Here is a 26,265-nt window from a genome sequence, read left to right as displayed (position 1 = left end):
AAGCACCAGTGGACGCCTTTATCCCGAAGACGCATGCGCCGCCGTTGGCGCATCGTCAAAAATGGTTAATCCGATAATGCAAAGTGAATGCCAGGTTTTAACCCTCAGTTTCCGGGGCGCTAACCGAACTCCCCTCGCCTGCACGCACCTTAATCAGGCACAAAATGCCCGCTGACCGTGCAGCTACTCCTTTGGTGTTACCTGCCATAAATTCTTCACCATCAGCAGCGCGCGGGCGATATCCACCATCCTTTGGTTCTTGTCCATCGCCATTTTGCGCAGCGCCGTCCAGGCCTGTTCCTCACTCATATTCTGGTGGGTCATCAGCACGCTTTTCGCTTTATCAATGACTTTGCGCTCTTCAAGCGTATCGCGCAGCGATGCAAGCTGGCGCGAGAGCTGTTCTATCTCGCGTGCCTGCTGGCGCACCAGGGTGAGCAACGGTTTTTCCGGATACTGTATCAGCGGGTCGTCCTGCTCATCGGCGGGAGGCACGTACTCATCGTTACGGTAAATACGCTCGTCCACCGCCGTCATCAGATCGGCGATGAGCGTCTCCTCCAGCGTGCGCAGATGCTCAAGGCGCGCGGTTTGCAGAGCAAACCAGGCCAGAGCGGTAAGGCCATCATCCGCGGCAGGCTGGCGGGTACAGGCTACGCGCCGGAGTTGCTCCGTTTCACGATCGGGCTGGCAGTGCAGAGAAAAGGTGGTCTGGACGTCAGCGGAGCTGTGTGAGAGAAAAATTTCAAAGCAGGCCTGCTGCCCGTCGATGCGGTCAACCAGCCTCTGGCGAGTCACATCATCGAAAAAGCCCTGCGTGAAGCCAATCGCCCCCAGGGCCCGTTCCTGTCCCGCCAGCTCTTTCCCCTGCATCAGGCTATAAAGGGCAACAAAACGCCCGGCGATTTGCGGATCGTCAATGCTGTCATTGAGCTGCGGCACGATACTGAGCAGATGGCGAAGCATGCGGGAGTAGTGTTCCATCGCCTGCGGCGCCGTTACCGTTTGCTGAATAACACCGTCGCGCAGCGCGGGAAGCATGTCCAGGCTCTGAAGCGCGCCGCCGATACGTTCACAGACGGTACTTCCCGGGATCGGCGACTGTTTTTCAAGAATGTCATAAAGTGCAGCGAGGTTTTCATCCGCCAGCGCCCGGCTGGCTTTGCATTCAGGGGCGTAGAGCTTACCCTGTGAGCAGAGCCAGACGTTGGACGCCCCACGCTCGCACTGTAACATATGCACCAGTTGGCTAATGCCGTGCACAAGCACGCCAAGCTGTGCCAGCTTGCTGAGCTGCTCCCGGCGCATCATCCTTGCGCGCTCGAGCCATTCGCCAGCGCCTGGCGAAATGCCAGCCATTAATGTCATGCTTACTCTCCAGAACAGCGAAACTCGGGAAAGCTAAGCAATATTCGTGCCTTTATAAGAACAGGAGTCAACATGCAAAAGATTGTGATCGTCGCCAACGGTGCGGCTTACGGCAGCGAATCCCTTTTCAACAGCCTGCGCCTGGCGATTGCGCTGCGTGAAAAGGAGAGTGACCTGGCGTTACGACTCTTTTTAATGTCGGACGCGGTCACCGCGGGGCTGAAGGGTCAAAAACCGGCAGAAGGCTATAACATTCAGCAGATGCTGGAGATCCTCACCGTGCAAAACGTGCCGGTGAAGCTGTGCAAGACCTGCACCGACGGCCGCGGCATTACCGGCCTACCGCTGATTGATGGCGTAGAGATTGGTACGCTGATTGAGCTGGCCGAGTGGACGCTGTCCGCCGATAAAGTATTAACTTTTTAATAATAAACCCGTAAAAATATTATTTTCTTATGGACGCGGTTTCAGCATCAAGTTTACCTGCGGGGTTGCCGATAGGCATGGAAACAACACAGCAGGTATTTCACTTATGTTCAGATCGATTCGTGCACGCATCATCGTGGCGACGGCAGGCTGTCTGGTCGTCGCCCTCCTTCTTAATACCGTTATCAACTTCCAGGTCACGCGCCAGGATAACCAGCAGTCCCAGCGCGATATTCTGACCAGCACCAGCGCCAGCCATAACATGGCGATTGCCGACTGGGTAAAAAGCAAGATGACGGTGATCGCCTCCGCGCAGACCGTTGCGCTGAATGACGACCCGGTTCCGGTGTTTAAACAGCTTGCGCAGGCGGGTGGATTCACCAACGTCTATGTGGGCTACGCCAGCAAAACGGCGAAATTCTCTGAGCCGGCGGGCGTTCCGGCGGACTATGACCCGACTATTCGCCCGTGGTATCAGCAGGTGGTCAGCACGGACGGTCCGGTTGTCACCGCGCCCTACGTTGACGCGGGGACCGGTAAACTGGTGGTAACCTTCGCCGTGCCGGTGAAAGAAAATGGCACGCTCAAAGCGGTCGTGGCGGGCGATGTGGCGATGGACAGCGTGGTGGCTAACGTGCGCGGGATCCATCCAACTCCGGCCAGCAGCGGGTTGCTTCTGAACAGCGACGGCAGCGTAATTGCCGCTAACGATCCGGCCCTCACGCTGAAACCGTTTGGTGAGACGATAAAAGGCATTGATTTTGCTGCGCTGAAAAGCGGTAACCCGGTCGACGGAACGCTGAACGACGCTGAAAAAACCTTCGTGGCGACAGCCGTGCCGGGCACAAACTGGCTGTTAGTCGTCGCGCTCGACAGCAGTGACGCCACCTCCGGCATGCGTTCCCTGCTTAAAGCCTCGGGGATTTCGCTGGTGATCCTCGCACTCCTGAGCGCGGCGATTGTGCATTTCCTGATTGCCCGCCTGCTGAAGCGTCTGTCCGACATTCGCGACGCGATGCACAGCATTGCTAACGGCACTAACGATCTGTCCCAGCGCCTGCCGGACAGCGGCGAGGATGAGGTCGCGCAGATTGCCCAGGCCTTTAACGCCTTCAGCGATAAGCTGTCGGTGGTGATGGTGCAGCTCCGTGACGCCAGCGAATCGGTGAAAAACGCCGCGCAGGAGATTGCCGCAGGTAACCAGGATCTTTCCGGACGTACCGAGCAGGCGGCATCCAGCCTGCGCGAGACGGCCAGCGCCGTGGAGCAGATCACCGCCTCCGTGACGCAGTCGAATGAATCGGCGGCAGAAGCGAACGACCAGGCGAGCAAGGCCTCAGCGGCCGCGGCGCGCGGCGGCGAGGTGGTATCGCAGGCGATCAGCACCATGCAGTCCATTGAAGTCGCGTCGGCAAAAATTGGCGATATCACCAGCGTGATTGACGGCATTGCTTTCCAGACCAACATTCTGGCGCTGAACGCCTCCGTCGAGGCGGCGCGTGCGGGTGAGCAGGGGCGCGGGTTTGCCGTCGTCGCAGGCGAAGTGCGTAACCTGGCGAGCCGTAGCGCTCAGGCGGCGAAAGAGATCAAATCCCTGATTGATTCCACCACCGACAGCGTGGCAACGGGCTCCCGCTACGTGCATCTGGCGGGGGAAAGCATGGATGAGATCCGCTCCAGCATCGGCAGCGTCTCCGGCATCATGCGCGAAATCTCCATCGCCACCAGCGAGCAGATGAAAGGAATTCACGAGATCAACCACGCGGTGACCCATCTCGACAGAATGGTTCAGCAGAACGCCGAGCTGGTGGTGGAATCCGCCGCCGCCGCGGGTGCCCTGCAGAGCCAGGCGGGCGACCTTGCTGAAACAGCCGGGCATTTCCGCATTTAATCTTCTTCCGGCGCGCGTTTAGCGGGTAAAACGCGCGCCAGCGTAAATTTTGAGGAATTTTGTCATTTTTGTTTAATCGTTATGCCATTTTTTGATCAAAATCAGCATCCCACCCCCTCCCCTTTGGTGTTATGCCATGAGTGAATTGTGAACAACATCACGCTCGGATATGGCAGCAGGGAGAGCGTTGTTTAAGACTACGGGGTAAAAAAATGGCACTGGTAAAAACAAGTTTGAAACTGTTTGGCGGGGATACGGTAGTGGTGCGTTGCTCAGAACGCTGTCGTATTCATCTGATGAGTTCGAAAGCACAAAAACAGTCCCAGGCGGATATTCTGACCGTACAGGACGATAAGGCCTGGCTTACCGTGCCGTATACCGGCACGTGGGATGTGCTGATCGATAGCCACAGCCAGTCGCTGGAGCATTCCGTCAGCTACGTGGCAGCATAAGTTTAAACGCCCGGAAAGCCGGGCGTATTGTCAGGCAAAACCCGGTCGCAGCGTGCCGTTGAGCGGGTTCCCTTCCAGCAGCGCCTTCACCTTCACCACCAGCTCATTCAGACAGTCGTCCTTCATGCCGAGGCGGGTTAGCTCCTGGTCGAGGGAGAAGAGATATTGCGCGTTGGTGCCCAGCGGCCCGCTCGCGGCGGCAATCAGCGGGGCAATCACCTGCGTACGGGTATCCGCTTCATACAGCGGATGGCGCGGGTCCATAATAAACACCAGCGCGTTGACGGTACGACCGTCGTCCAGTTCCAGCTTGCACCAGCTCGGCATATAGCAGCCGGTGATCATCTCGCGCTTCCAGAGCAGCGTGAGCTCCTCTTCCAGCGTGGCATCCGGCAGGCGATACGCTACGCCCGTGGTGCGCCCGCCCTCTTTCAGTGCAAGCATGCGCCCCGGCTGGCACGCGCTGCCGCGTCCGGCCGTCAGGCGCAGGCAAAATGCGCGATGCCAGCCAGGCAGCGTTCCCGTTGCCGATTCGACAAATTCCAGAGCCGGGTTCCACATCAGGGAGCCGTAGCCAAAAATCCATACCGGGCCATCATCCGGGCGGCAGGCAAGCGTGGCAGCGAGTGACGCCGCACGTTGTTCAGCTGACCAGAGAAGCGATTCCTCAATAGCACCAAATGCCGTCTTACAATCTGCCTTCATTAAGAAATCACGCGTTAACACTTTCCACCTCCGCCACTGCATGCTTCCTTGCGACATCTGTAATTCGCCTTCCCGGCCTTAGGTGCTGGTCATTTTGCCAGCAGTTAAATAACGATAAGCAATTAGCGGACCAGTTGCAATACAACGGAAGTTCAACCGCCTGAAAAGTCAAAATGAAGGCAGCGAATTATTTCACGGCTATTTCTTTTTATGCCATTTATCGTCGTCTCCTTTCTCATATTCATGTTTTACGGCGGCCCAGGCGACTTTGTGCGCCGTCTCTTCACGGCTGGCATCATCCCGGCGATCGTCCTTATCTTTGTATTGATCCCAGGCGCTGTTGAACGCCTCTTTGTAGATATCCTGCGCGTGGGCGGGCAGGACATTTTGCACGTTATCCGGTAATTCGCGTTTCGCTTTGTAGGGCATCACTAACCTCTCTTTTGGTTAAAGAGATAAGTGTGGACGACGATACGTCATGGTGCCACCTGGCAATAGTTTATGAGTACATTATATTTTTAATTGACTGTTATTTAATGAATATCCAATAAAAACCACTCATTACAGACATCAGGAATGAAAATAATGACAAAGGGTAAAATTAAGTAAAAATTAAAGGGTATTTAACAGAGTTCTGTTAGTTTAATGACCTCAAAAATCTATCTATAATTACAAGCACCTGCATTGATGGAGAAGCACATGACAGCAACACACGAGGCGGTAAAGACCCGCCACAAGGAGACGTCACTCATTTTCCCGGTTCTGGCACTGGCTGTGCTGCTCTTATGGGGAAGCAGTCAGTCACTGCCAGTGGTGGTTGGTATCAATATTCTGGCTCTGGTCGGTATTTTAACCAGTGCATTTAGCGTTGTTCGCCATGCGGACGTCCTGGCCCACCGTCTGGGCGAGCCGTACGGATCGTTAATTCTCAGCCTTTCCGTCGTTATTCTCGAAGTCAGCCTGATTTCCGCGCTCATGGCGACCGGCGATGCCGCGCCGACGCTGATGCGCGACACGCTCTACTCAATCATTATGATAGTGACGGGCGGCCTGGTAGGCTTCTCTCTGCTGCTGGGCGGGCGCAAATTTGCGACCCAGTATATGAACCTGTTCGGTATTAAACAGTATTTGATCGCCCTCTTCCCGCTGGCGATTATCGTGCTGGTCTTCCCGATGGCGCTGCCGGGCGCGAATTTTTCTACCGGGCAGGCGCTGCTGGTCGCACTGATTTCCGCCGCCATGTACGGCGTGTTCCTGCTGATTCAGACCAAAACGCACCAGAGCCTGTTTGTGTATGAGCATGAAGATGACGGCGATGATGATGACCCGCACCACGGCAAGCCGTCGGCCCACAGCAGCGCGTGGCATACGGTTTGGCTGATCGTGCATCTGATTGCGGTGATTGCCGTCACCAAGATGAACGCTAACCCGCTGGAGACGCTGTTAACCGAGCTGAACGCGCCGGTGGCGTTTACCGGCTTTCTGGTGGCGCTGCTGATCCTGTCGCCGGAAGGGCTGGGCGCGCTGAAAGCGGTGTTGAATAATCAGGTGCAGCGCGCAATGAACCTGTTCTTCGGCTCCGTACTGGCGACGATTTCACTCACCGTACCGGTGGTGACGCTGATTGCCTTTATGACGGGCAACGAGCTGCAGTTTGCGCTGGGTGCGCCGGAGATGATTGTGATGGTCGCCTCGTTGCTGCTGTGCCAGATTTCGTTCTCAACCGGACGCACCAACGTGCTGAACGGCGCGGCGCATATGGCCTTGTTTATTGCCTATTTAATGACGATTTTTGCGTAGCCTTTTTGCCCTGCGGCGCTTCGCTTGCAGGGCCTACGGGTTTTGTAGGCCGGGTAAGCGCAGCGCCACCCGGCAATATGCCCCATAAAAAAAACCCGCCGAAGCGGGTTTTTTATTAGTTGCTGGTATCCAGCTCGTCGAAGCTCTTCACCAGATCGTCAATCGCTTTGATCTGCTTCAGGAATGGCTCCAGCTTGTCCAGCGGCAGCGCGGATGGGCCGTCGCATTTCGCGTTAGCCGGATCCGGGTGCGCTTCAATGAACAGGCCGGCCAGACCGGTCGCCATGCCGGCGCGCGCCAGCTCGGTCACCTGAGCGCGACGGCCGCCGGACGCGGCGCCGAACGGGTCGCGGCACTGCAGGGCGTGGGTCACGTCGAAAATCACCGGAGACTGGCCGGAGACATTTTTCATTACGCTGAAGCCCAGCATGTCGACAACCAGGTTGTCGTAGCCGAAGTTTGCGCCACGGTCACACAGGATGACCTGATCGTTGCCGCCTTCGATAAACTTATCGACGATATTACCCATCTGGCCTGGGCTGACGAACTGTGGTTTTTTCACGTTAATCACGGCACCGGTTTTCGCCATCGCCGCAACCAGGTCAGTCTGTCGAGCCAGGAACGCCGGGAGCTGAATCACGTCCACCACGTCTGCCACCGGCTGCGCCTGTGAGGCTTCATGCACGTCGGTGATCACTTTCACGCCAAAGGTCTGCTTCAGCTCCTGGAAAATTTTCATTCCCTCTTCCAGGCCCGGGCCACGGTAAGAGTTAATGGAGGAGCGGTTGGCTTTGTCAAAAGAGGCCTTAAACACGTACGGGATGCCCAGCTTCTGGGTCACGGTCACGTAGTGTTCGCAGATACGCATGGCGAGATCGCGGGATTCCAGCACGTTCATGCCGCCAAACAGTACGAACGGCAGGTCGTTTGCTACCTTGATATCACCAATGCTAACCACTTTTTGTTTCATAGGATCGCCTTATTCAGGTGTGAATCGGAATTAAGATTAATGCAGTGTAATTTGTTTGTGCGAGATCGCGTTGATCTGCGCACGAATCATTTCGCTAATGGGGTCTTCCGGACACTGCTCGACGAAATAATTCAAATCATTCAGCGCCACGTGCTCACAGTCGAGCTGCGCATAGATCAGCCCGCGATCGCGAATTTCGTACGGATCTTCCGGGTTGAACTGCAGCAGCACTTCGCTGGCGCGCAACGCCAGCTCCATCTGACGCTCTTCCATTAACGCAGACTTAAGCGTATCCAGCAGCTTGCGGATCACTTCTGCGTTATCCGCCTCGTCGAGATCTTCGTTGAAGAGTTCGGCCACCGGGCTGATATTGCCTTTCAGCCACACGTCCAGCGTATGTTCATCCAGCGTGTCGCCGTTGAAGGGATTAATGAGCCACATTTCGCCGTCCAGCCACTCTGCGCGCAGGATCATCTGCGTCGGGAAAATGACCGGAACCAGCGGAATATCCAGACGGTGCGCGACCCACAGCAAAATAGAGCCCAGCGCCACGGCGCTGCCCTGACGATTTTTTAAGACCTGGTCCAGCCATAACGCGTCAGACAGGCGATACACGCCCCGCGTGTCGCAGAAACCCCATTCGCCGTAGAAAAGCTCCAGCAGCTTCTCTAATTGCCAGTCTTGCGGGCGAGCCTGATTAATCTCTTCACGCGCCAGGCTGACCAGATTCTCCAGCTCATCGTAGACAAACTGCGACGTAAAATCGTCGCGAATCATCTCAGAAATCAGGATCATGCCATCGCAAAGCGGCACTTTATTAAATTCGAAATCGGCTAAGGACCTCATGACTTACCCCAGTAACGGTATTCTTGTGGTGGCGAGTTTAATGATGATGTACAGCACCACCAGACCCAGCAGAAAGGCGATAAACCCGACCTGCTGGCTGCGCGGACGACGACGCCCAAGCGCGATAAAACCCAAAACGATGTAGATGATAACGCCAAACAGCTTTTCAGTCAGCCATGCACCTTTATCAGTAAATGGCAGATAGCCGGTCTTCCACATGAGCCCGGCACCGGAAAGGAGCAATAGCGTGTCGATGCAGTGCGGCGCGATACGCACCCAGCGGGCATCCATCAGCGGATTGTTGCTGTAGCGCCACCAGTAACGGACGATAAAAAAGCTGATGGTCAGCGCAACGGAAATGAGGTGGACGGTAATGAGCACGGTAAACAGGCTCATAGCCACTGCCCCAGCGTCAGTCGTTCGTTGCCGCCATAGTCGCGGCAGGTTTCGACAGCGGCGTAGCCAGCTTGCGTAAATAGTGCCCGAACGGCCTCTCCCTGCGTCCAGCCATGTTCCACGAGCAGCCAGCCGCCGGGAAGCAAATGTTTCCGTGACGTTGTCACAATGTGATCGAGATCGGCTAATCCCGCGTTGGCGGCCACGAGCGCCGTGAGCGGTTCGAAGCGAACATCTCCCTGCGCAAGGTGCGGGTCATGTTCGTCGATGTAGGGAGGATTGCTGACAATCATCGCAAATGAGCGATTCTCCAGCGCGGCAAACCAGCTGCTTTGCAGCACCGTCACGTTGCGGAGCCCGAGACGTTCCACGTTACGCTGCGCCAGCGCCACCGCATCGGGCATTACGTCCACCGCCGTCACCGCGCAGTCGGGCCGCTCGGTGGCGAGCGCCAGCGCGATAGCACCGGTGCCGGTACCGAGATCGAGAATGCAGCAGGCCGCCGCCGGTAAACGCGCCAGCGCCTGCTCCACAAGACACTCGGTGTCCGGACGCGGGATCAGCGTCGCCGCCGAGACGAACAGCGGTAACGACCAGAACTCACGCTCACCGACCAGGTGCGCCACCGGCTCGCCGTTTTTACGGCGGGCAAGCAGCGCGGCGAGCTGCGCTTCCTGTTCCGCGGTCAGTTCGGTTTCGCCAAAAGCCAGCAGATACGTGCGGGCTTTACCCGTCACGTGCTCAAGCAAAATTTCGGCATCGCGTTTCGGGCTTTCGCTTTCTGAAAGCTCACCGGCCGCCTCACGTAACCAGCGCTGAAAATCCATTATTCCTGCTCGGACAGCGCCGCCAGCTGGTCGGCCTGGTATTCCTGCACGATAGGCTCAATCAGCATATCCAGCTTCCCTTCCATCACCTCGTCCAGACGGTACAGCGTCAGGTTGATGCGGTGGTCGGTTACGCGCCCCTGCGGGAAGTTATAGGTGCGGTTACGGTCGCTGCGATCGCCGCTGCCCAGCAGGTTACGGCGCGTAGACGCTTCCGCCTGCTGGCGTTTCGCCATTTCGGCTGCGTGGATACGCGCGCCCAGCACGGACAACGCTTTGGCTTTGTTTTTGTGCTGCGAACGCTCGTCCTGACATTCAACGACGATGCCGGTCGGCAGGTGGGTAATACGGATGGCGGAATCGGTGGTGTTAACGTGCTGGCCGCCCGCGCCAGAGGAGCGGAACGTATCAATACGCAGGTCCGCCGGATTGATATCCGGCAGTTCAGCTTCCGGCAGCTCCGGCATCACCGCAACCGTACAGGCGGAGGTGTGAATGCGGCCCTGAGATTCGGTGGCCGGCACGCGCTGCACGCGGTGACCGCCGGATTCAAACTTGAGACGACCGTACACGCCGTCGCCGCTGATCTTGGCGATAACCTCTTTGTAGCCACCATGTTCGCCTTCGTTGGCGCTCATGATCTCCACGCGCCAGCGACGCGATTCGGCGTAGCGGCTGTACATGCGGAACAGATCCCCGGCAAACAGCGCCGCTTCGTCACCGCCGGTACCGGCGCGCACTTCCACAAACGCGTTACGCTCATCGTCCGGATCTTTAGGCAGCAGAAGCACCTGAAGCTGCTGCTCCATCTCTTCAGAACGCGCTTTCGCATCCTGCAACTCTTCCTGCGCCATCTCGCGCATTTCAGGATCGTCGAGCATCATCTGCGCGGTTTCGATATCTTCCTGAACCTGTCGCCAGTCGGTAAAGCATTTAGAAACATCACTTAACTGCGCGTATTCACGCGAGAGCGCGCGAAAACGTTCCTGGTCAGCAATGGTCCCGGCATCCCCGAGCAGCGCCTGTACTTCTTCATGGCGCTCGTGCAGAGCTTCCAGTTTAGCGACGATAGAAGGCTTCATAGGCGTAAGTGCACCTTGTCTTAGAAAATGGGTATAGGGCGCTATTCCAGCCCGAGGCTGTTGCGCAGAATAGTCAGGCGTTCATCATCCCCGTCACGGGCGGCCTGCTGAAGAGATTTGGTTGGTGCATGGATCAGGCGGTTGGTCAGTTTCCACGCCAGATCCTGCATAATCGCATTTGCGTCGCCGCCCTGTTCAAGGGCTGCTAACGCTTTGGCAGTCAGGTCATCGCGCACCTGCTCCGCCTGCCCGCGGTACTCGCGGATGGTCTCGCTGACGCTTTGCGCGCGCAGCCAGGCCATAAACTCACTGGTTTCCTGCTCGACGATGGTTTCCGCCTGAACCGCCGCCGCTTTACGCTGGGCAAGGTTGTGCGAAATGATGCTTTGCAGGTCATCCACGCTGTAGAGATAGGCGTTAGGCAGCTTGCCCACTTCCGGCTCAACATCGCGCGGGACGGCGATATCCACCAGCAGCATCGGCTGATTGCGGCGGGACTTCAGCGCACGCTCCACCATCCCTTTTCCGATAATCGGCAGCGGGCTGGCGGTAGAGCTGATAATAATGTCCGCCTCTTTCAGGCGTTCATCGATGTCGCTCAGGGCAACCACCTCTGCACCCACTTCATCCGCCAGCACCTGCGCGCGTTCGCGGGTGCGGTTAGCGATAATCATCTTTTTCACTTTATGCTCGCGCAGATGACGCGCCACAAGTTCGATGGTTTCGCCCGCCCCCACCAGCATCACGGTGACGGTAGACAAGGATTCAAAGATTTGGCGTGCAAGGGTGCAGGCCGCGAAAGCAACAGAAACCGCACTGGCACCAATGTCGGTTTCGGTTCGCACACGCTTCGCCACGGAGAACGACTTCTGGAACATGCGCTCCAGCTCGCTGGCCTTCAGATGTCCTTTTTGCGAATCCGCAAAGGCTTTTTTCACCTGACCCAGAATTTGCGGCTCGCCCAGCACCAGCGAATCCAGCCCGCTGGCGACGCGCATCAGATGGCTGACCGCATCATTGTCCTGATGCCAGTACAGGCTGTTGCGCAGCTCGTCTTCGTTGAGGTTGTGGTAGTCGCATAGCCAGCGGATCAGCGCTTCGTGCAGGTTGTCCTGCTCTTCCACGCTTAAATACAGCTCGGTACGGTTGCACGTCGAGAGCACCACGCCACCCTGCACCATAGGCTGTGCAAGCAGGCTGTCCAGCGCCAGGTCAAGCGTATCCGGCGAAAACGTCACGCGTTCTCGCAGCGAAACCGGAGCCGTTTTGTGGTTGATGCCGAGTGCTAATAGGGTCATGTTGAGCGGGAGTAGTACCAGCGTTAATAAGGTTAGCAGAACGCATCATACAGGATGCGCGAGATCAATAAAAGGGACTGCCCCCTTTCGGAGTAATAGGTTACACAACCCTTTGAGATAATTTGAACGTAGACGGTAGCCCCCTTCGACGCTAGCATTAACAATTATAACTGCAACGTATCTCAAGGATTTGTCCTCATTATGACCCGACTGATTCGCCTGCTGCCGCTGGCAGCACTGGTTCTGACCGCGTGTACCGTCACCCAACCAAAAGGCCCGGGCAAAAGCCCTGATTCACCGCAGTGGCGTCAGCACCAGCAGGACGTCCGTAATTTGAACCAGTACCAGACCCGCGGTGCTTTCGCTTATCTCTCTGACGAACAAAAGGTTTATGCCCGCTTCTTCTGGCAGCAGACGGGTCAGGACAACTATCGCCTGCTGCTGCTGAACCCGCTGGGCAGCACCGAGCTGGAGCTCATCGCGAAACCGGGTGAAGCGCAGATCACCGATAACAAAGGCCAGCACTATACCGCGACCGATGCCGAAGAGATGATTGGCAAGCTGACCGGGATGCCAATCCCGCTCAACAGCCTGCGCCAGTGGATCCTTGGCCTGCCGGGCGAGGCAACTGACTACAGCCTTGACGACCAGTACCGTCTGAGCCAGGTGAACTACACCCAGAACGGTAAAACCTGGAAAGTGGTGTACAGCGCCTATGACAGCAAGAGTAAACCGTCGCTGCCATCGAATATGGAACTGACCCAGGGCAGCCAGCGCATCAAGCTGAAAATGGACAACTGGATCGTTAAATGATGACCCACTGGCCCTCTCCGGCAAAGCTGAACCTGTTTTTATACATCACCGGCCAGCGTGCTGACGGTTATCACACCCTGCAGACGCTGTTTCAGTTTATCGACTATGGCGACACGATCTCCATTGAACTGCGCCAGGACGGGCAGATTTGCCTGCTAACGCCTGTCGAAGGCGTGGCGCATGAGGACAACCTGATCGTGCGCGCCGCGCGCCTGCTGATGAAAGCCGCGGCGGAATCAGGCCGTTTGCCCGCGGGAAGCGGTGCGGATATCCGTATCGAGAAGCGCCTGCCGATGGGCGGCGGTCTGGGCGGTGGCTCATCCAACGCCGCCACCGTGCTGGTTGCGCTGAACCATCTCTGGGGCTGCGGGCTGTCGAAGGACGAACTGGCAGCCCTGGGCCTGACGCTGGGGGCGGATGTCCCGGTGTTTGTTCGCGGTCATGCGGCCTTTGCTGAGGGCGTGGGTGAGATCCTCTCCCCGGCTGAACCGCCGGAGAAATGGTATCTGGTTGCCCACCCTGGCGTGAGCATTCCGACCCCGGTCATCTTTAAAGATCCTGACCTGAAAAGGAATAGCCCGGTTCGGTCAATAGAAACGTTATTAAATTGTGAATTCAGCAACGATTGCGAGGATATCGCAAGAAAACGTTTTCGCGAGGTTGATGCGGTGCTTTCCTGGCTGTTAGAATACGCGCCGTCGCGCCTGACTGGTACAGGGGCCTGTGTCTTTGCTGAATTTGACACCGAATCCGCCGCTCGTCAGGTGCTTGAGCAAGCGCCGGTTTGGCTGCATGGTTTTGTAGCACGTGGGATGAACATTTCCCCCCTACAGCAGACCATTCTGGCGCAGACTGAGTTTCGGTGACAACGTCACCCTGTTCCAGACGTTGCATCGCGCTCTTTAATACACCGCCTGGATAGCATTTGCCTGGCCCGCACAGTTTGCGGCGAACGCTATCCACCACTGGACGCATGCCTGAGGTTCTTCTCGTGCCTGATATGAAGCTTTTTGCTGGTAACGCCACCCCGGAACTAGCACAACGTATTGCCAACCGCCTGTACACTTCCCTCGGCGACGCCGCCGTAGGTCGCTTTAGCGACGGCGAAGTCAGCGTACAAATTAACGAAAATGTACGCGGTGGTGATATTTTCATCATCCAGTCCACCTGTGCTCCAACAAACGACAACCTGATGGAACTGGTTGTTATGGTCGACGCCCTGCGTCGCGCTTCAGCAGGCCGTATCACTGCTGTAATCCCTTACTTCGGCTATGCCCGTCAGGACCGTCGCGTCCGTTCCGCACGTGTGCCAATCACCGCTAAAGTTGTCGCTGACTTCCTGTCCAGCGTCGGCGTTGACCGCGTACTGACCGTTGACCTGCACGCAGAGCAGATCCAGGGCTTCTTCGACGTCCCGGTTGATAACGTATTCGGCAGCCCAATACTGCTGGAAGACATGCTGCAGCTGAACCTGGATAACCCAATCGTTGTTTCTCCGGACATCGGCGGCGTGGTACGTGCCCGTGCTATCGCTAAGCTGCTGAACGATACCGACATGGCGATCATCGACAAACGCCGTCCGCGCGCTAACGTTTCTCAGGTGATGCACATCATCGGTGACGTTGCTGGCCGTGACTGCGTGCTGGTTGACGACATGATCGATACCGGCGGTACGCTGTGTAAAGCAGCTGAAGCGCTGAAAGAGCGTGGTGCCAAGCGCGTGTTCGCTTACGCGACTCACCCGATCTTCTCCGGTAATGCGGTAAACAACCTGCGCAACTCCGTCATTGACGAAGTGGTGGTATGCGATACCATCCCACTGAGCGACGAGATCAAAGCACTGCCAAACGTGCGTACGTTGACCCTGTCCGGGATGCTGGCCGAAGCGATTCGTCGTATCAGCAACGAAGAATCCATCTCAGCAATGTTCGAACACTAATCGAACACGGCCGAAAAACCCGCTGCGGCGGGTTTTTTTGTCTCCGGGTTTTATTTGTATGATTAATGCCTCCTTCACCTGCCATTCACATGACAGATGATGCGCATACGGATGATAGATAATTGTGAAAAACGTAGCCTCCTCACATGTTCTGCCCTTTCGCGCCCTCATCGACGCCTGCTGGAAAGAGAAGTACACCTCGTCACGCTTTGTCCGTGACCTGATTGCCGGGATCACCGTCGGCATTATCGCCATCCCGCTGGCGATGGCGCTGGCAATTGGCAGCGGCGTTGCGCCGCAGTACGGCCTGTACACCTCGGCCGTTGCCGGGATAGTCATTGCCCTGACGGGCGGCTCGCGCTTCAGCGTCTCCGGCCCGACCGCCGCCTTCGTGGTGATCCTCTACCCGGTTTCGCAGCAGTTTGGTCTGGCAGGACTGCTGGTCGCCACCCTGATGTCCGGCGTCTTTTTGATTCTGTTTGGCCTGGCACGCTTTGGGCGACTGATCGAGTACATCCCCCTTTCCGTGACGCTGGGGTTCACCTCGGGGATTGGTATCACCATCGGAACCATGCAGATCAAGGACTTCCTCGGTCTGCAGATGCCCCACGTACCGGAACACTACCTGCAAAAAGTGGGGGCGCTGTTTATGGCGCTGCCGACGGCCAACCTGGGCGACGCCGCCATTGGGATTGTGACGCTGGGCACGCTGATCGTCTGGCCTCGCCTCGGTATTCGTCTGCCGGGACACCTTCCCGCGCTGCTGCTGGGCTGCGCGGTGATGGCCCTCGTCAATATGTTCGGTGGTCACGTCGCGACTATCGGCTCGCAGTTCCACTATGTTCTGGCGGACGGTTCACAGGGTAGCGGCATTCCGCAACTGTTGCCGCAGCTGGTGCTGCCGTGGGACATGCCCGGCTCCAGCTTCACCCTAAGCTGGGATTCCCTCCGTGCTTTACTTCCCGCCGCATTCTCTATGGCGATGCTGGGGGCGATTGAATCCCTTCTCTGCGCCGTCGTTCTGGACGGCATGACCGGCACCAAGCACAAAGCCAACAGCGAGCTGGTCGGTCAGGGATTAGGCAACCTCGTCGCGCCGTTCTTCGGCGGTATTACCGCAACGGCAGCCATCGCCCGTTCTGCTGCCAACGTGCGCGCGGGGGCAACCTCACCCGTTTCGGCGGTCATCCACTCCGTGCTGGTGATCCTCGCCCTGCTGATCCTCGCCCCGCTGCTCTCCTGGCTGCCGCTTTCCGCCATGGCCGCCCTGCTGCTGATGGTGGCCTGGAACATGAGCGAGGCGCATAAGGTGGTGAACCTGCTGCGTCGCGCGCCGAAAGACGACATCATCGTGATGCTGATCTGCATGTCGCTGACCGTGCTGTTCGATATGGTTATCGCCATCAGCGTCGGGATCGTGCTGGCTTCCCTGCTTTTTATGCGCCGTATCGCGCAGATGACGCGCCTTTCTCCGGTTAACGTCGAGGTGCCTGACGATGTGCTGGTGCTGCGCGTGATTGGCCCGCTGTTCTTCGCCGCGGCGGAAGGTTTGTTCAGCGATCTGGAGTCCCGCATCGCGGGCAAACGGGTTGTGGTGCTGAAATGGGATGCCGTACCGGTGCTGGATGCAGGCGGCCTGGATGCCTTCCAGCGCTTTGTGGCACGTCTGCCGGAAGGCTGCGAGCTGCGGGTGAGTAACCTGGAGTTTCAGCCGCTGCGCACCATGGCGCGCGCGGGCGTACAGCCTATCCCTGGCCGACTCGCCTTCTACCCTAACCGTGAAGCCGCGTTAGCGGATCTGTGAGTGACCTGATGCAGAGAAACGTCTCTGCATCATCACCCCGATCGCCTGCTGGAGCCATGCAAGCACGGCAGGCGTCATCCAGGTTCCTTTCATCAGGTGCGGCTCCTGCTGCATGGCAGTGCGAAACTTTTGCTGGGTTTCCAGGTTCTTGCCTGCGTAAGACTGGAACAATGCCAGCCAGTTTTCAGCCAGCTTTTGCGCCGCCTCACAGGCAGGATCGGTATTTTCCCGCTGCGCCTGATGCAGTTTCGCCACCAGCGGCGGCCACTCCATCATGCGGTCAAAGTAGTGTTCCCGGGTAAAGGCCATCTCTTCGGCAGTGAGATACTTCTCCCATATGCAGAGCTTAGACTCAGCAAACGCGCGCGTGATGTAATCCGTCATCTCCGGCGTGATGCCGGTCTGCGCCTGCATCTGCGGTTCAACGCTGTGCATTTCGTTCAGCCGGGTGAGAAACTCCGGCTTGCCCGCCGTGTCCTGTTCCAGGCGCTCCATCCAGCGCGTCGCCAGATCCATCGCCCGCGCGTCCGTAGCGGGTATATGATGCTCCAGTAGCGTGTTGGCCTCTGCAACCAGTCCTGACCAGATAGCCGCCAGCGCATCCTTCTGCACCGCAAACGGCAGCTGCTGTAACTCTTCTTTGCTAAACCAGCGATCGTACATATTCATTAACTCCAGAGTCTGTAGCCAGGATTCCAGATCCGGCGTCGCATCGTCGATAAGCCCGGTCCGCAGCTCCACCAGCCGGTCGCGCAGCGTATGTATGCTTCGCAGCTGTTTATCCAGCAGCGTGATTTGCGCATCGAGTAACTCGGTTAACGACAGCGACTCCTGTTCCAGGAAATCCCTGATTTCAGCAAGTTCCAGCCCCGCTTTTGCCAGCGCCTGGATCATATGCAGACGCTGGACATCCGCCAGGTTGTAAAGCCGGTAACCTGCCGCGCTTCTGGCAGAAGGCAGCAACAACCCTGTTTGCTCATAGTGGTGCAATGTCCGCACGGTGATCCCGGCGCGTTTCGCCAGCTCACCCACCTGAATCAACATAACTGCTCCTTTTTCTTTGCCAGTGGCGCCACTCTGGAGCCTTACGTTACGTGAGGGTCAACCCTTGATGCAAAAAAAAACGACTCCTCGGGAGCCGTTTCGGCGTTCTTTATCGTAGCACTAGCTGTGCTTATGCTGGTCGCGACGGCAGCGTTTATCGTAGTGGCGCACCCACCAGTATTTGTCACAGACTTCCTCATGGCCGCTCACGCGAGCCCCTGCCAGCCACAATACCGCACCAACGAAGATGCTCAATATCGCGCCATGCGCAAAGTATTGCGGGAGGTCAAGCTGCGGTAACTGGTTTAAAATTGAATAACCCACGCCGGCTACCATCACGAACAGCCCCAATCCCATCAGTACGTTACCGAGTAACGAAGCGTTTTTGCGTTTCATGTGTCACCTCCGGAACTTTGGGTTGTCAGGGGAAAAGCCCCTAATCCTTGTGTGTAAAGTATAGACAACGCCCCTTTTATGAGTTGCGTGAATGATCACAATTACAGATAAGGCCCAAACAAAAGTTTACAAATAAGACTTTGAACAGCTTGAAATTCTAATTGTTCAAATCAGAAATTATTCGTATTTCGCTGGGAAGATCGCAGAATTTTGTCAAGCGGCGCGCCAGACAGTAAACTACGCGCCAGATCTGGAACCCATTAGGAATTGAATCGTGACGATTAAACTGATTGTCGGCCTCGCCAACCCGGGCGCAGAATACGCGGCCACCCGCCACAACGCGGGGGGATGGTATGTCGATCTGCTGGCCGAGCGGTTACGTGCTCCCCTGCGTGAAGAACCTAAATTCTTCGGGTATACCTCACGTATCAACCTTGCTGGCGCGGATGTGCGCCTGCTGGTGCCCACCACCTTTATGAACCTGAGCGGTAAAGCGGTGGCGGCAATGGCAACGTTTTATCGCATCAATCCGGATGAAATTCTGGTCGCGCACGATGAGCTGGATCTCCCGCCCGGCGTGGCAAAATTCAAACTGGGCGGCGGGCACGGCGGCCATAACGGTCTTAAAGACATCATCAGCAAGCTGGGCAATAACCCGAATTTCCACCGTTTGCGCGTAGGAATCGGCCATCCGGGCGATAAAAACAAAGTTGTCGGTTTCGTACTCGGTAAGCCCCCGGTTTCTGAGCAGAAACTGATTGACGAGGCGGTAGACGAAGCGGCGCGCTGCACCGAAATCTGGCTGAAAGATGGGTTAACCAAAGCGACAAACCGCTTGCACGCTTTCAAAGCGCAATAATCCGCCCGATCCGGCTTTTTTACCGCGCGTCATGCGGGTTACGTGTATAATAGGCGTAGTTATTTACTTTTCATCAGTCGGTTATCGTTAACGGATTGATTATCAAGATATTAAGGTGATTTAGAAATGGGATTCAAATGCGGTATCGTCGGTCTGCCAAACGTGGGCAAATCCACCCTGTTTAACGCGCTTACCAAAGCGGGTATCGAAGCGGCGAACTTCCCGTTCTGTACCATCGAACCTAACACCGGCGTTGTACCAATGCCGGACCCGCGTCTGGACCAGCTCGCGGAAATCGTGAAGCCGCAGCGCATTCTGCCAACCACCATGGAATTCGTGGACATCGCGGGCCTGGTAAAAGGCGCATCCAAAGGTGAAGGCCTGGGTAACCAGTTCCTGACCAACATCCGTGAAACCGAAGCGATCGGCCACGTTGTGCGCTGCTTCGAGAACGACAACATCATCCACGTAAACAACAAAGTGGATCCGGCTGACGACATCGACGTCATCAACACCGAGCTGGCGCTCTCTGACCTCGACACCTGCGAACGCGCGATTCACCGCGTGCAGAAGAAAGCCAAAGGCGGCGACAAGGACGCGAAAGCGGAACTGGCTGCGCTGGAAAAATGCCTGCCACAGCTGGAAAACGCGGGCATGCTGCGCGCGCTGAAAAACCTGACTGAAGAAGACAAGGCGGCGATCAAATACCTGAGCTTCCTGACCCTGAAGCCAACCATGTACATCGCTAACGTTAACGAAGACGGTTTCGAGAACAACCCGTACCTGGACAAAGTGCGTGAAATCGCAGCGGCTGAAGGTTCTGTGGTTGTGGCGGTTTGCGCTGCCGTGGAATCCGATATCGCCGAGCTGGACGACGCTGACCGTGAAGAGTTCATGGCCGAGCTGGGTCTGGAAGAGCCGGGCCTGAACCGCGTAATTCGTGCAGGCTATGAGCTGCTGAACCTGCAGACCTACTTCACTGCTGGCGTGAAAGAAGTGCGTGCGTGGACGATCCCTGTAGGTGCGACTGCGCCTCAGGCGGCCGGTAAGATCCACACCGACTTCGAGAAAGGCTTTATTCGTGCGCAGACTATCGCGTTTGAAGACTTTATCACCTACAAGGGTGAGCAAGGCGCGAAAGAAGCAGGCAAGATGCGTGCAGAAGGGAAAGATTACATCGTTAAAGATGGCGATGTGATGAACTTCTTGTTTAACGTCTAAATAAAATTTCTCGTCTCATGAGGTTTCATTGAATCTCATAGAAACGGTAAAATTCTATAAAATCCACGCAATTGCGTGGATTTTTCATTTCACAATGTCGCAATTCATCTCGTAACAACGCTATCAAAAATGAGTACATGGATGAGTACAACATTCTTCCATCTTCATTTTAAGTGAGTACAATAACGGTATAATAAATAAACAAGGCCCCGTTATGCTCACCGATACGCAATGCCGCACTGCCAAGCCGAAAGAAAAACTCTATCGACTTAATGATTTCAACGGTCTCTACCTCGAAGTGAAACCCAATGGCAATAAGGCATGGCGCTATCGGTTTAAACTCAATGGTAAATCCAGTATGTTTGCGCTGGGTGAGTACCCGACGGTCAAACTTGCCGAAGCCCGCGAGAAATGCGAGCAAGCGCGTAAGCAAGTCGCAGATGGAGTTAGCCCGACACAGGCTCGCCAGTTAGATAAGATCCGCAAGGTCAATGACGCTTCTAACACCTTTGAGCTGATCGCCAAAGAGTGGTTGCAGATGAAAGACTGGGCCGAAATCACCAAATCGCGGCGACTGGATATGCTTGAACGTGTGGTTTTTCCCGTAATCGGTAAGCTCCCAGTCAGAGAGATCACTCCACATCACATTCTTAAAATTCTTCAGGAAACGGCTAAGCGCGGCGCTCCGACAGTTGCCGCTGAAGCCCGTCGAACCATTTCATCTGTTTTCGAGATGGCAGTAGCGACACTTAGAGCAGATAGCGATCCTGTATGGCCTGTGCGCAAGGCCCTTCCGGCGAATAAGACACAGCACAAACAGGCACTAAACCCACAACAAATCGGGAAGCTATTAAGCTGTTTTGATAACTGTCGTGGCTCATACCAGGTTAACTATTGCATGTGGCTTATGTGGTGGACATTGGCGCGTCCTGCAGAAGCCACCGAAGCAGAATGGACAGAATTCGATCTTGATAACGCCCTGTGGACCATTCCGGCAGCGCGAATGAAAGCCCGCAGAGAACACGTTATTCCCCTACCCTTCCAAGCTGTCAAAATGCTCAGAACACTACAGGGATTAACCGGGCATCGGCAGCACCTTTTCCCAGGCAGAGATAATCCGCTAGGTCCAATGACATCGCACTCCCTGCGCCAGCTACTAAAAAGCCTCGGCTGGAGTGGCATTTATAGCCCCCATGCAACCAGAACTACAGGAAGTACGCGTTTAAACGAAATGGGCTATCGACCTGATGCTATTGAGGCCCAACTTGCACACGCTGATACCAACAATGTTCGTCGCACATACAACCATGCAACTTATCTTGATGAGCGTAAAGTGATGATGCAGGAATGGGCTGATATGTTGGACAAATGGGTAGCAGGATTCGAGTAGAACTTACTGCATTTAAAGAACCACGAGGATAGAACTCATTCCTCAGGATCCACTTTGTGCCAGAATCATGAGATTTGATGATTGCCGCTTTGCTTTCGAGCCAGTAAGTGCTCCACGTTCGCTAACGAATACTCAGGGCATGCAGAAAAACTGCTGACTATATTTCTTTCGAAGAGCGTGGAATGCATACCAATCCCCGATAAGAGGAGTTGGTGATGACTGCGAAAGATTAGTTTGCTGCTCATGTTGGTCTGGACTGGGCAGATAAAAAATAGGATGTCTGCGTTCAGTTTAAAAACGGTGATCGTATATTCCATGTGATTGAATATACGCCTGAGGCGCTTGGTATCTGGCTCAATGAGTTACGCCAGAGGGTAGTTGTTATAGATCTTTTTACTCGCAGGAGTATCGGCTGGAGTCTGTCAGCGCATGCCATTACCGCACTGATAAGCAGTGCACTGCGGATGGTCTATGAGATGCGTGGTCAACTGCATGATGTCATGTTCCATAGTGACCAGGGAAGCTAGTATACAAGCCTTAAACATCAACAAGTTCTCTGGCGTTACAGGATAAAGCAAAGTGTCGGACGGCGGGGAAACTGCTGGGATAATAGCCCCATGGAACGCTTCTTCCGTAGCCTGAAAACAGAAAGAGAGGCAACGAATGGTTACGCAGGTAAGGACGAGGCCCGGCGGCAAACCGGCGGTTATATCCTGAATTACTACAATAGCGTCAGACCTCATCATTAAAACGGGGCGCTAACGCCGGAAGAGTTATAGAACAGATACCATTCTTACTGTAAAACTGTGGCCAGTATTACTGGACCACTACACGACCTGATAGTTGAGGCTTTTGCGTGGTGCTTGCCTTATACTATCAGAACATTGCTATGGAGAGTTATAAATGAGGTTGGTTTATTTTTATCTGGCTAAAAGTTTTTCTCAGGATTTCAATCTGGAGATAAATCTGTCTGAAGATATGGAAATTAAACTTTCCGAAGGTCAAAAGTTATGTATAAATACTGATCTTCATGCAAGAAGAGATAGGTTTTATGGCGAAAATATCGTCAACGTCAGCGCGATCGTAGGAAAAAATGGCATAGGCAAGAGTACTGTCTTAAACCTACTCGGCTTTAGACGGCATGAAATTTTCAATCTCTATCCTGGGAGTCAGTGGATCGCCATTTTTGAGAACTGTGGTGATTTTTATCTTGAGGGAAGTGGGCTAAGAGATATTTTGGGAATTAACAAGGGGCACCCAAGCTACTCATCGTACCAAATGTCCGTTGAGAAAGGTGAGCTAATCTATAAAGGGCTAGTGAATTACACTCATAAAATCACAGATACTTATTTCATACTTCACAGTGCTAACGTTCCCTCTAAATATATTCATTCTAGTGAATTAGATAAAAACGATGAAAGAAACTATGGATTAAAAAGGAACTACATTAAAAGCAACGCGCTAAGCTTTTATCGATTCATCACCCAAGAAGGTAGTGATTTCATTAGTGGTAATGTTGATAGAAAGATTATTTGGTCAGTCCCCAGATCACGAGATTTAAGAAATGAATTTAGTTTTTATGACGATCTCTATCGTTATACTGACAATACTAGTTTTTTATCAAAAAGTAAATCTTTATTCCAAAAGGACAATGAAGATATATTTATCACCAACCTCCTCGAAGAATATATAATTACACTTATAGCCAATATTTTTAATGACGATTATGATAGGTATTACAAAATAATTGATGATGATAAATTTTCAGATAAAAATTTTTCCTTCAGGGAATTACATCGACACCTATTGAGGTTGATTAGTAAAATCGAGGAAACCTTAAAAGAGAGTGGTGATGAGTTAATACATCACATGCCGCCACTGGATTGGCATAAAATTATAAGGTTTGTGAAAATATCAAATAAATTAAGCGTGATACCTATCGATAAAACAAGCCATATTGAAATGGAGTGTCATATTACTCTTAGTGTATTTGATCCAACTGTTGATTCATTTTTAACCTATGTCGGCAATATTGCTATCCCTGGAAACTTTAACTTTCCAGGGATGAGTTCCGGTGAACAAAACCTCATCAAAAAAATGGCAGGGATTAGCAAAAGTATTCAGCTGTCAATTGATGAAAATCCAAATGCGAAAGGGTTTATTATTCTACTCGATGAGTATGATGAAAACTTGCATCCAGAATGGGCCAGAGTTTTTTTGAATAACTTGGTTAACTTTTTAGAGAATAAGTATCTCACCTATGAATTCCAAATTATTTTTTCGACGCATCATCCCTATTTGCTGAGCGATTTACTAAGAGATAACGTGATTAAGTTGGAAAAAAAGAGAGGCAGTAACCCCTACGTTAGCAGTAAAGCCGTGAGCACTTTTGCGAGCAATATTTACGATATTATGAACGACTCATTTTTCTTGACGCAGACGATCGGCGAGTTTGCCGTAAAGAAAATAAATATTTTGCTCGGTGATATTAATAAAGTCAATAGGAACATTGATGAGGCTGAGTATGAAGAAATACTTAAAAAAATTAATGATATTGATGATGACTTCATCAGGGAGCGTTTGAGGGAAAATCTCGATATCAACTATCGTTCTACACTTGAGGATCAAGAACTCACAATAGAACAGGAAATAGCTTTCCACGAGTCTAAACTGGCAGAGTTACGCGAAAAAATGGGTGGCAATAATGATTAACATTAGTAAGGAAGAGGCCTTTGTTAAAAGTTACCCGACCAAGCATCAAGACTATGTGAGAAGTTTTATCAAAGGAAAAAACTTAACAATTAATTTTTTTAATCACAACCTGAAACTGACTGGTAATTCAAATAATTCTTTAATCGATGCAATAGCTATTGACCCTTTTTCCTTTTCTTACCTCCCACCACAACAAAGTTATTTCCTGAGAGATTATCAGGAAATTTCACATTTTCTTTTGCATAGTTCAAGTTATTTTGACTTTGTAGCTTTAGCAACTGAGTCACTTTCAGATTTTGAAAAGAGAAGATTCTATCTTAAAGCGAGACTAGCTATCATCAGTAAATTCGCACATAACTCAATTTTACAGAGCATGGGGATTCTTAACAAAACACACACGGAGAGCAATAAAAAATATATAGCTTTTCACAAAAAAGTTAAAGATCAATTTGAAATTGAAAACTCCTCGATTAAATGTGCATTTAACTATAATGCATTTTTAAAATCAAAGGATAACCTTCGAGCAGAGATTTTAAGCAACATAAATATTACAGTATGCCCATACTGCAACAGACAATATGTTGATTTTTATGCACACGAAGGGAAAGTAAAATCGATTGCACAAATCGATCACCTGCTTCCAGAGTCAGTTTTCCCATTATACGCACTTAGTCTGACGAACTTCACTCCATCTTGTTATCACTGCAACTGTAGTATAAAAAAGGATCGCCTATTTCCATGGAAGAAAATCTATTGTAAAAACCCAGTCAACAAAAAGTATTTTAAATTAATATACAATGAGTTAAATGGCTTTTATGGGGATAAAGAGCATTTTAAAATCTCCGTTAACCCGACATCTGAAGAGGATAGGTTGAATGCTTACTTCTTTCGCCATGAATTAATCTACAGTAATCATAAAGAGGATGTATCACTTCTGCTGAAAAGAAGATTAATATTAGCGCAAGGCTATAAAAAATCAGTAAAAAAAATCCTTAGAGAGGATATAACGGACAATGAATTTAGAAACATAATTCTGGGTATCACTACTAATGAAAAAGAACTGCTAACGAAGCCTCTTGCCAAATTAAAAAAAGACATACTTAACTACTGAAGTAATAATTATTTTGTGCGAAAAAGTTCTATCCCCAGTGCCAGACCTAATCAGGAATGGTACTGGATAATTTTTTTGTCACGATATCAGCTGTAGTATAATTTTCATAACATTGTAGACTGGAGTCTCATGATAGCTGATACAGGATAATGGATATAATATGTAATGACATTTAGTATATAAAGAGTACAATATATACCTCTATATATCTTGTAGAAGCGGATACGTGAAATGTTACCGGTTATTAAACCCTGCAACTCCTCCCTAGTGATATTCATCAGAGGTTGTAGACGCATTTTATTTTCTGGATTTTATTGTTTTGAAACCTCGATATCGTTCAATACCGCCGATCCTTGCCACTGTTAGAATCAGGGAAAGTCATCTCCGATCTCCACCTACCATTATACGGGGTGCAGATCTGACACTAAACCGCACCGATAGCTAGCCGGTCTGTCATGCCAAAATCCGGCAACGTTGGGCGATCTGGAAGGGGTGTTTTTGCAGATCTCTCATTTCGGTTCTGCCTGTTAGCCAACCAATCAGCGAAGTAACTGGCCTGTGAATCTGCCGGACTGGCCGCCATACAACAGACTGATGACGAAGCGGAATACGGCCCCTTGCTTATGACCGCATTGCTGGTGATGAACCGCAACCCGGCTCAGCGCTGAATGCAGAATTGCACAGTCAGAGACCAAGCTCACCTATAAAGCCGCAATCATTAAATCACTCAATCACTTTTTTCAAAGCGCCACATGTTTTCATCATGGTTGGCCTGCCAGTGCTGAGTAGTGAATCGCCACAGGTTTAACAGACACCTCAGAGTCATTTAAGATGACTTAAAGAGAGGTGCATATGAGCAGTAAGCGTTATCCTGAAGAGTTTAGAATTGAAGCCGTCAAGCAGGTTGTTGATCGT

Annotated in this window: 24 protein-coding genes and 2 pseudogenes; 15 read left to right on the top strand and 11 right to left on the bottom strand. The window is 53.0% G+C overall.

Translation table 11 applies throughout. The annotated features are described in order from the left end of the window. Positions 1-183: 183 nt before the first annotated feature. Positions 184-1,368: a nitrate regulatory protein NasR gene (gene nasR / locus P346_RS21200; RefSeq protein ID WP_032656674.1), complete on the bottom strand. Its 1,185-nt coding sequence runs from the start codon at positions 1,366-1,368 to the stop codon at positions 184-186. Positions 1,369-1,440: 72 nt separating this feature from the next. Here nasR and P346_RS21205 point away from each other — a divergent pair, with 72 nt between their 5' ends. The 3 genes from P346_RS21205 to P346_RS21215 all read left to right on the top strand — a co-directional run bounded on the left by P346_RS21205 (position 1,441) and on the right by P346_RS21215 (position 4,137). Then, on the top strand, positions 1,441-1,794 hold the full coding sequence (locus P346_RS21205; RefSeq protein WP_032656673.1) for a DsrE/DsrF/TusD sulfur relay family protein: 354 nt from the start codon (positions 1,441-1,443) through the stop codon (positions 1,792-1,794). Between the two features lie 106 nt (positions 1,795-1,900). Continuing rightward, the gene (locus P346_RS21210; protein ID WP_032656672.1) at positions 1,901-3,685 is read left to right on the top strand and encodes a methyl-accepting chemotaxis protein; all 1,785 of its coding nucleotides are present in this window, start codon (positions 1,901-1,903) and stop codon (positions 3,683-3,685) included. A gap of 212 nt (positions 3,686-3,897) precedes the next feature. Further along, complete coding sequence (locus P346_RS21215; RefSeq protein ID WP_010432930.1) at positions 3,898-4,137, top strand: DUF1883 domain-containing protein; 240 nt, start codon at positions 3,898-3,900, stop codon at positions 4,135-4,137. A gap of 30 nt (positions 4,138-4,167) precedes the next feature. Here P346_RS21215 and P346_RS21220 read toward each other — a convergent pair whose 3' ends face one another. Further along, positions 4,168-4,863 carry a gamma-glutamylcyclotransferase gene (locus tag P346_RS21220; RefSeq protein ID WP_023344362.1) on the bottom strand — a complete coding sequence of 232 codons (696 nt, stop codon included), beginning with the start codon at positions 4,861-4,863 and terminating at the stop codon, positions 4,168-4,170. A gap of 177 nt (positions 4,864-5,040) precedes the next feature. Then, complete coding sequence (gene chaB / locus P346_RS21225; RefSeq protein ID WP_023312121.1) at positions 5,041-5,271, bottom strand: putative cation transport regulator ChaB; 231 nt, start codon at positions 5,269-5,271, stop codon at positions 5,041-5,043. 270 nt (positions 5,272-5,541) lie between these two features. Here chaB and chaA point away from each other — a divergent pair, with 270 nt between their 5' ends. Next, on the top strand, positions 5,542-6,642 hold the full coding sequence (gene chaA / locus P346_RS21230; RefSeq protein ID WP_032656671.1) for a sodium-potassium/proton antiporter ChaA: 1,101 nt from the start codon (positions 5,542-5,544) through the stop codon (positions 6,640-6,642). A 115-nt stretch (positions 6,643-6,757) separates the two neighbouring features. On the opposite strand, the gene kdsA is transcribed toward chaA, so the two are convergent. The 6 genes from kdsA to hemA are packed head-to-tail and all read right to left on the bottom strand — an operon-like array spanning position 6,758 to position 12,061. Beyond that, complete coding sequence (gene kdsA, locus P346_RS21235) at positions 6,758-7,612, bottom strand: 3-deoxy-8-phosphooctulonate synthase (RefSeq protein WP_023335996.1); 855 nt, start codon at positions 7,610-7,612, stop codon at positions 6,758-6,760. A 36-nt stretch (positions 7,613-7,648) separates the two neighbouring features. Beyond that, positions 7,649-8,458 carry an invasion regulator SirB1 gene (gene sirB1 / locus P346_RS21240; protein WP_023312124.1) on the bottom strand — a complete coding sequence of 270 codons (810 nt, stop codon included), beginning with the start codon at positions 8,456-8,458 and terminating at the stop codon, positions 7,649-7,651. Positions 8,459-8,461: 3 nt separating this feature from the next. Further along, complete coding sequence (gene sirB2, locus P346_RS21245) at positions 8,462-8,854, bottom strand: invasion regulator SirB2 (RefSeq protein ID WP_032656670.1); 393 nt, start codon at positions 8,852-8,854, stop codon at positions 8,462-8,464. Beyond that, positions 8,851-9,681: a peptide chain release factor N(5)-glutamine methyltransferase gene (gene prmC / locus P346_RS21250; protein WP_032656669.1), complete on the bottom strand. Its 831-nt coding sequence runs from the start codon at positions 9,679-9,681 to the stop codon at positions 8,851-8,853. Before prmC ends, sirB2 begins: the two co-directional genes overlap by 4 nt. Further along, complete coding sequence (prfA, locus tag P346_RS21255) at positions 9,681-10,763, bottom strand: peptide chain release factor 1 (protein WP_021240360.1); 1,083 nt, start codon at positions 10,761-10,763, stop codon at positions 9,681-9,683. The genes prmC and prfA overlap by 1 nt, the downstream gene beginning before the upstream one ends. A gap of 41 nt (positions 10,764-10,804) precedes the next feature. After that, complete coding sequence (gene hemA / locus P346_RS21260) at positions 10,805-12,061, bottom strand: glutamyl-tRNA reductase (RefSeq protein WP_023335999.1); 1,257 nt, start codon at positions 12,059-12,061, stop codon at positions 10,805-10,807. Between the two features lie 201 nt (positions 12,062-12,262). Here hemA and lolB point away from each other — a divergent pair, with 201 nt between their 5' ends. The 4 genes from lolB (at position 12,263) to dauA (ending at position 16,617) form a co-directional block, all read left to right on the top strand. Further along, entirely contained in the window at positions 12,263-12,874 is a 612-nt protein-coding gene (gene lolB, locus P346_RS21265) for a lipoprotein insertase outer membrane protein LolB (RefSeq protein ID WP_023336000.1), read from the top strand. Next, positions 12,871-13,740, top strand: coding sequence for a 4-(cytidine 5'-diphospho)-2-C-methyl-D-erythritol kinase (gene ispE / locus P346_RS21270; protein WP_032656668.1), 870 nt, complete (start codon positions 12,871-12,873; stop codon positions 13,738-13,740). The genes lolB and ispE overlap by 4 nt, the downstream gene beginning before the upstream one ends. A gap of 125 nt (positions 13,741-13,865) precedes the next feature. After that, positions 13,866-14,813: a ribose-phosphate diphosphokinase gene (gene prs / locus P346_RS21275; protein ID WP_003856663.1), complete on the top strand. Its 948-nt coding sequence runs from the start codon at positions 13,866-13,868 to the stop codon at positions 14,811-14,813. A 124-nt stretch (positions 14,814-14,937) separates the two neighbouring features. Beyond that, on the top strand, positions 14,938-16,617 hold the full coding sequence (gene dauA / locus P346_RS21280; RefSeq protein WP_032656667.1) for a C4-dicarboxylic acid transporter DauA: 1,680 nt from the start codon (positions 14,938-14,940) through the stop codon (positions 16,615-16,617). Here dauA and P346_RS21285 read toward each other — a convergent pair. Beyond that, positions 16,603-17,661 carry a MerR family transcriptional regulator gene (locus P346_RS21285; RefSeq protein ID WP_032656665.1) on the bottom strand — a complete coding sequence of 353 codons (1,059 nt, stop codon included), beginning with the start codon at positions 17,659-17,661 and terminating at the stop codon, positions 16,603-16,605. The genes dauA and P346_RS21285 overlap by 15 nt on opposite strands. Before the next feature lie 120 nt (positions 17,662-17,781). Then, complete coding sequence (ychH, locus tag P346_RS21290) at positions 17,782-18,057, bottom strand: stress-induced protein YchH (RefSeq protein WP_032656663.1); 276 nt, start codon at positions 18,055-18,057, stop codon at positions 17,782-17,784. A gap of 274 nt (positions 18,058-18,331) precedes the next feature. Between ychH and pth the strand changes: the two genes are divergently transcribed. The 7 genes and pseudogenes from pth to P346_RS21315 all read left to right on the top strand — a co-directional run bounded on the left by pth (position 18,332) and on the right by P346_RS21315 (position 25,350). Beyond that, positions 18,332-18,916 carry an aminoacyl-tRNA hydrolase gene (pth, locus tag P346_RS21295; protein WP_032656661.1) on the top strand — a complete coding sequence of 195 codons (585 nt, stop codon included), beginning with the start codon at positions 18,332-18,334 and terminating at the stop codon, positions 18,914-18,916. A gap of 126 nt (positions 18,917-19,042) precedes the next feature. Continuing rightward, positions 19,043-20,137 carry a redox-regulated ATPase YchF gene (gene ychF, locus P346_RS21300; protein WP_010432886.1) on the top strand — a complete coding sequence of 365 codons (1,095 nt, stop codon included), beginning with the start codon at positions 19,043-19,045 and terminating at the stop codon, positions 20,135-20,137. Between the two features lie 214 nt (positions 20,138-20,351). Next, positions 20,352-21,527 (top strand): tyrosine-type recombinase/integrase, encoded by a 1,176-nt coding sequence (locus P346_RS21305; protein WP_032656659.1) that lies wholly within the window; start codon positions 20,352-20,354, stop codon positions 21,525-21,527. Positions 21,528-21,778: 251 nt separating this feature from the next. Beyond that, positions 21,779-21,904 (top strand): annotated as a pseudogene (locus P346_RS23495) (IS110 family transposase); the annotation flags it as partial. Then, positions 21,905-22,306, top strand: a pseudogene (locus P346_RS0121320) (DDE-type integrase/transposase/recombinase); the annotation flags it as partial. Positions 22,307-22,430: 124 nt separating this feature from the next. Continuing rightward, entirely contained in the window at positions 22,431-24,239 is a 1,809-nt protein-coding gene (locus tag P346_RS21310; RefSeq protein WP_032656655.1) for an AAA family ATPase, read from the top strand. After that, positions 24,232-25,350 (top strand): hypothetical protein, encoded by a 1,119-nt coding sequence (locus P346_RS21315; RefSeq protein ID WP_032656653.1) that lies wholly within the window; start codon positions 24,232-24,234, stop codon positions 25,348-25,350. Before P346_RS21310 ends, P346_RS21315 begins: the two co-directional genes overlap by 8 nt. Positions 25,351-26,265 lie beyond the last annotated feature (915 nt).

It is taken from the genome of Enterobacter sp. DC1 (genome assembly GCF_000568075.1).
In the GTDB taxonomy this organism is placed as follows: Bacteria; Pseudomonadota; Gammaproteobacteria; order Enterobacterales; family Enterobacteriaceae; genus Enterobacter; species Enterobacter asburiae.
The sequence above is the reverse complement of the archived record's forward strand: the minus strand, read 5'-3'. Positions and strand labels throughout refer to the sequence as shown.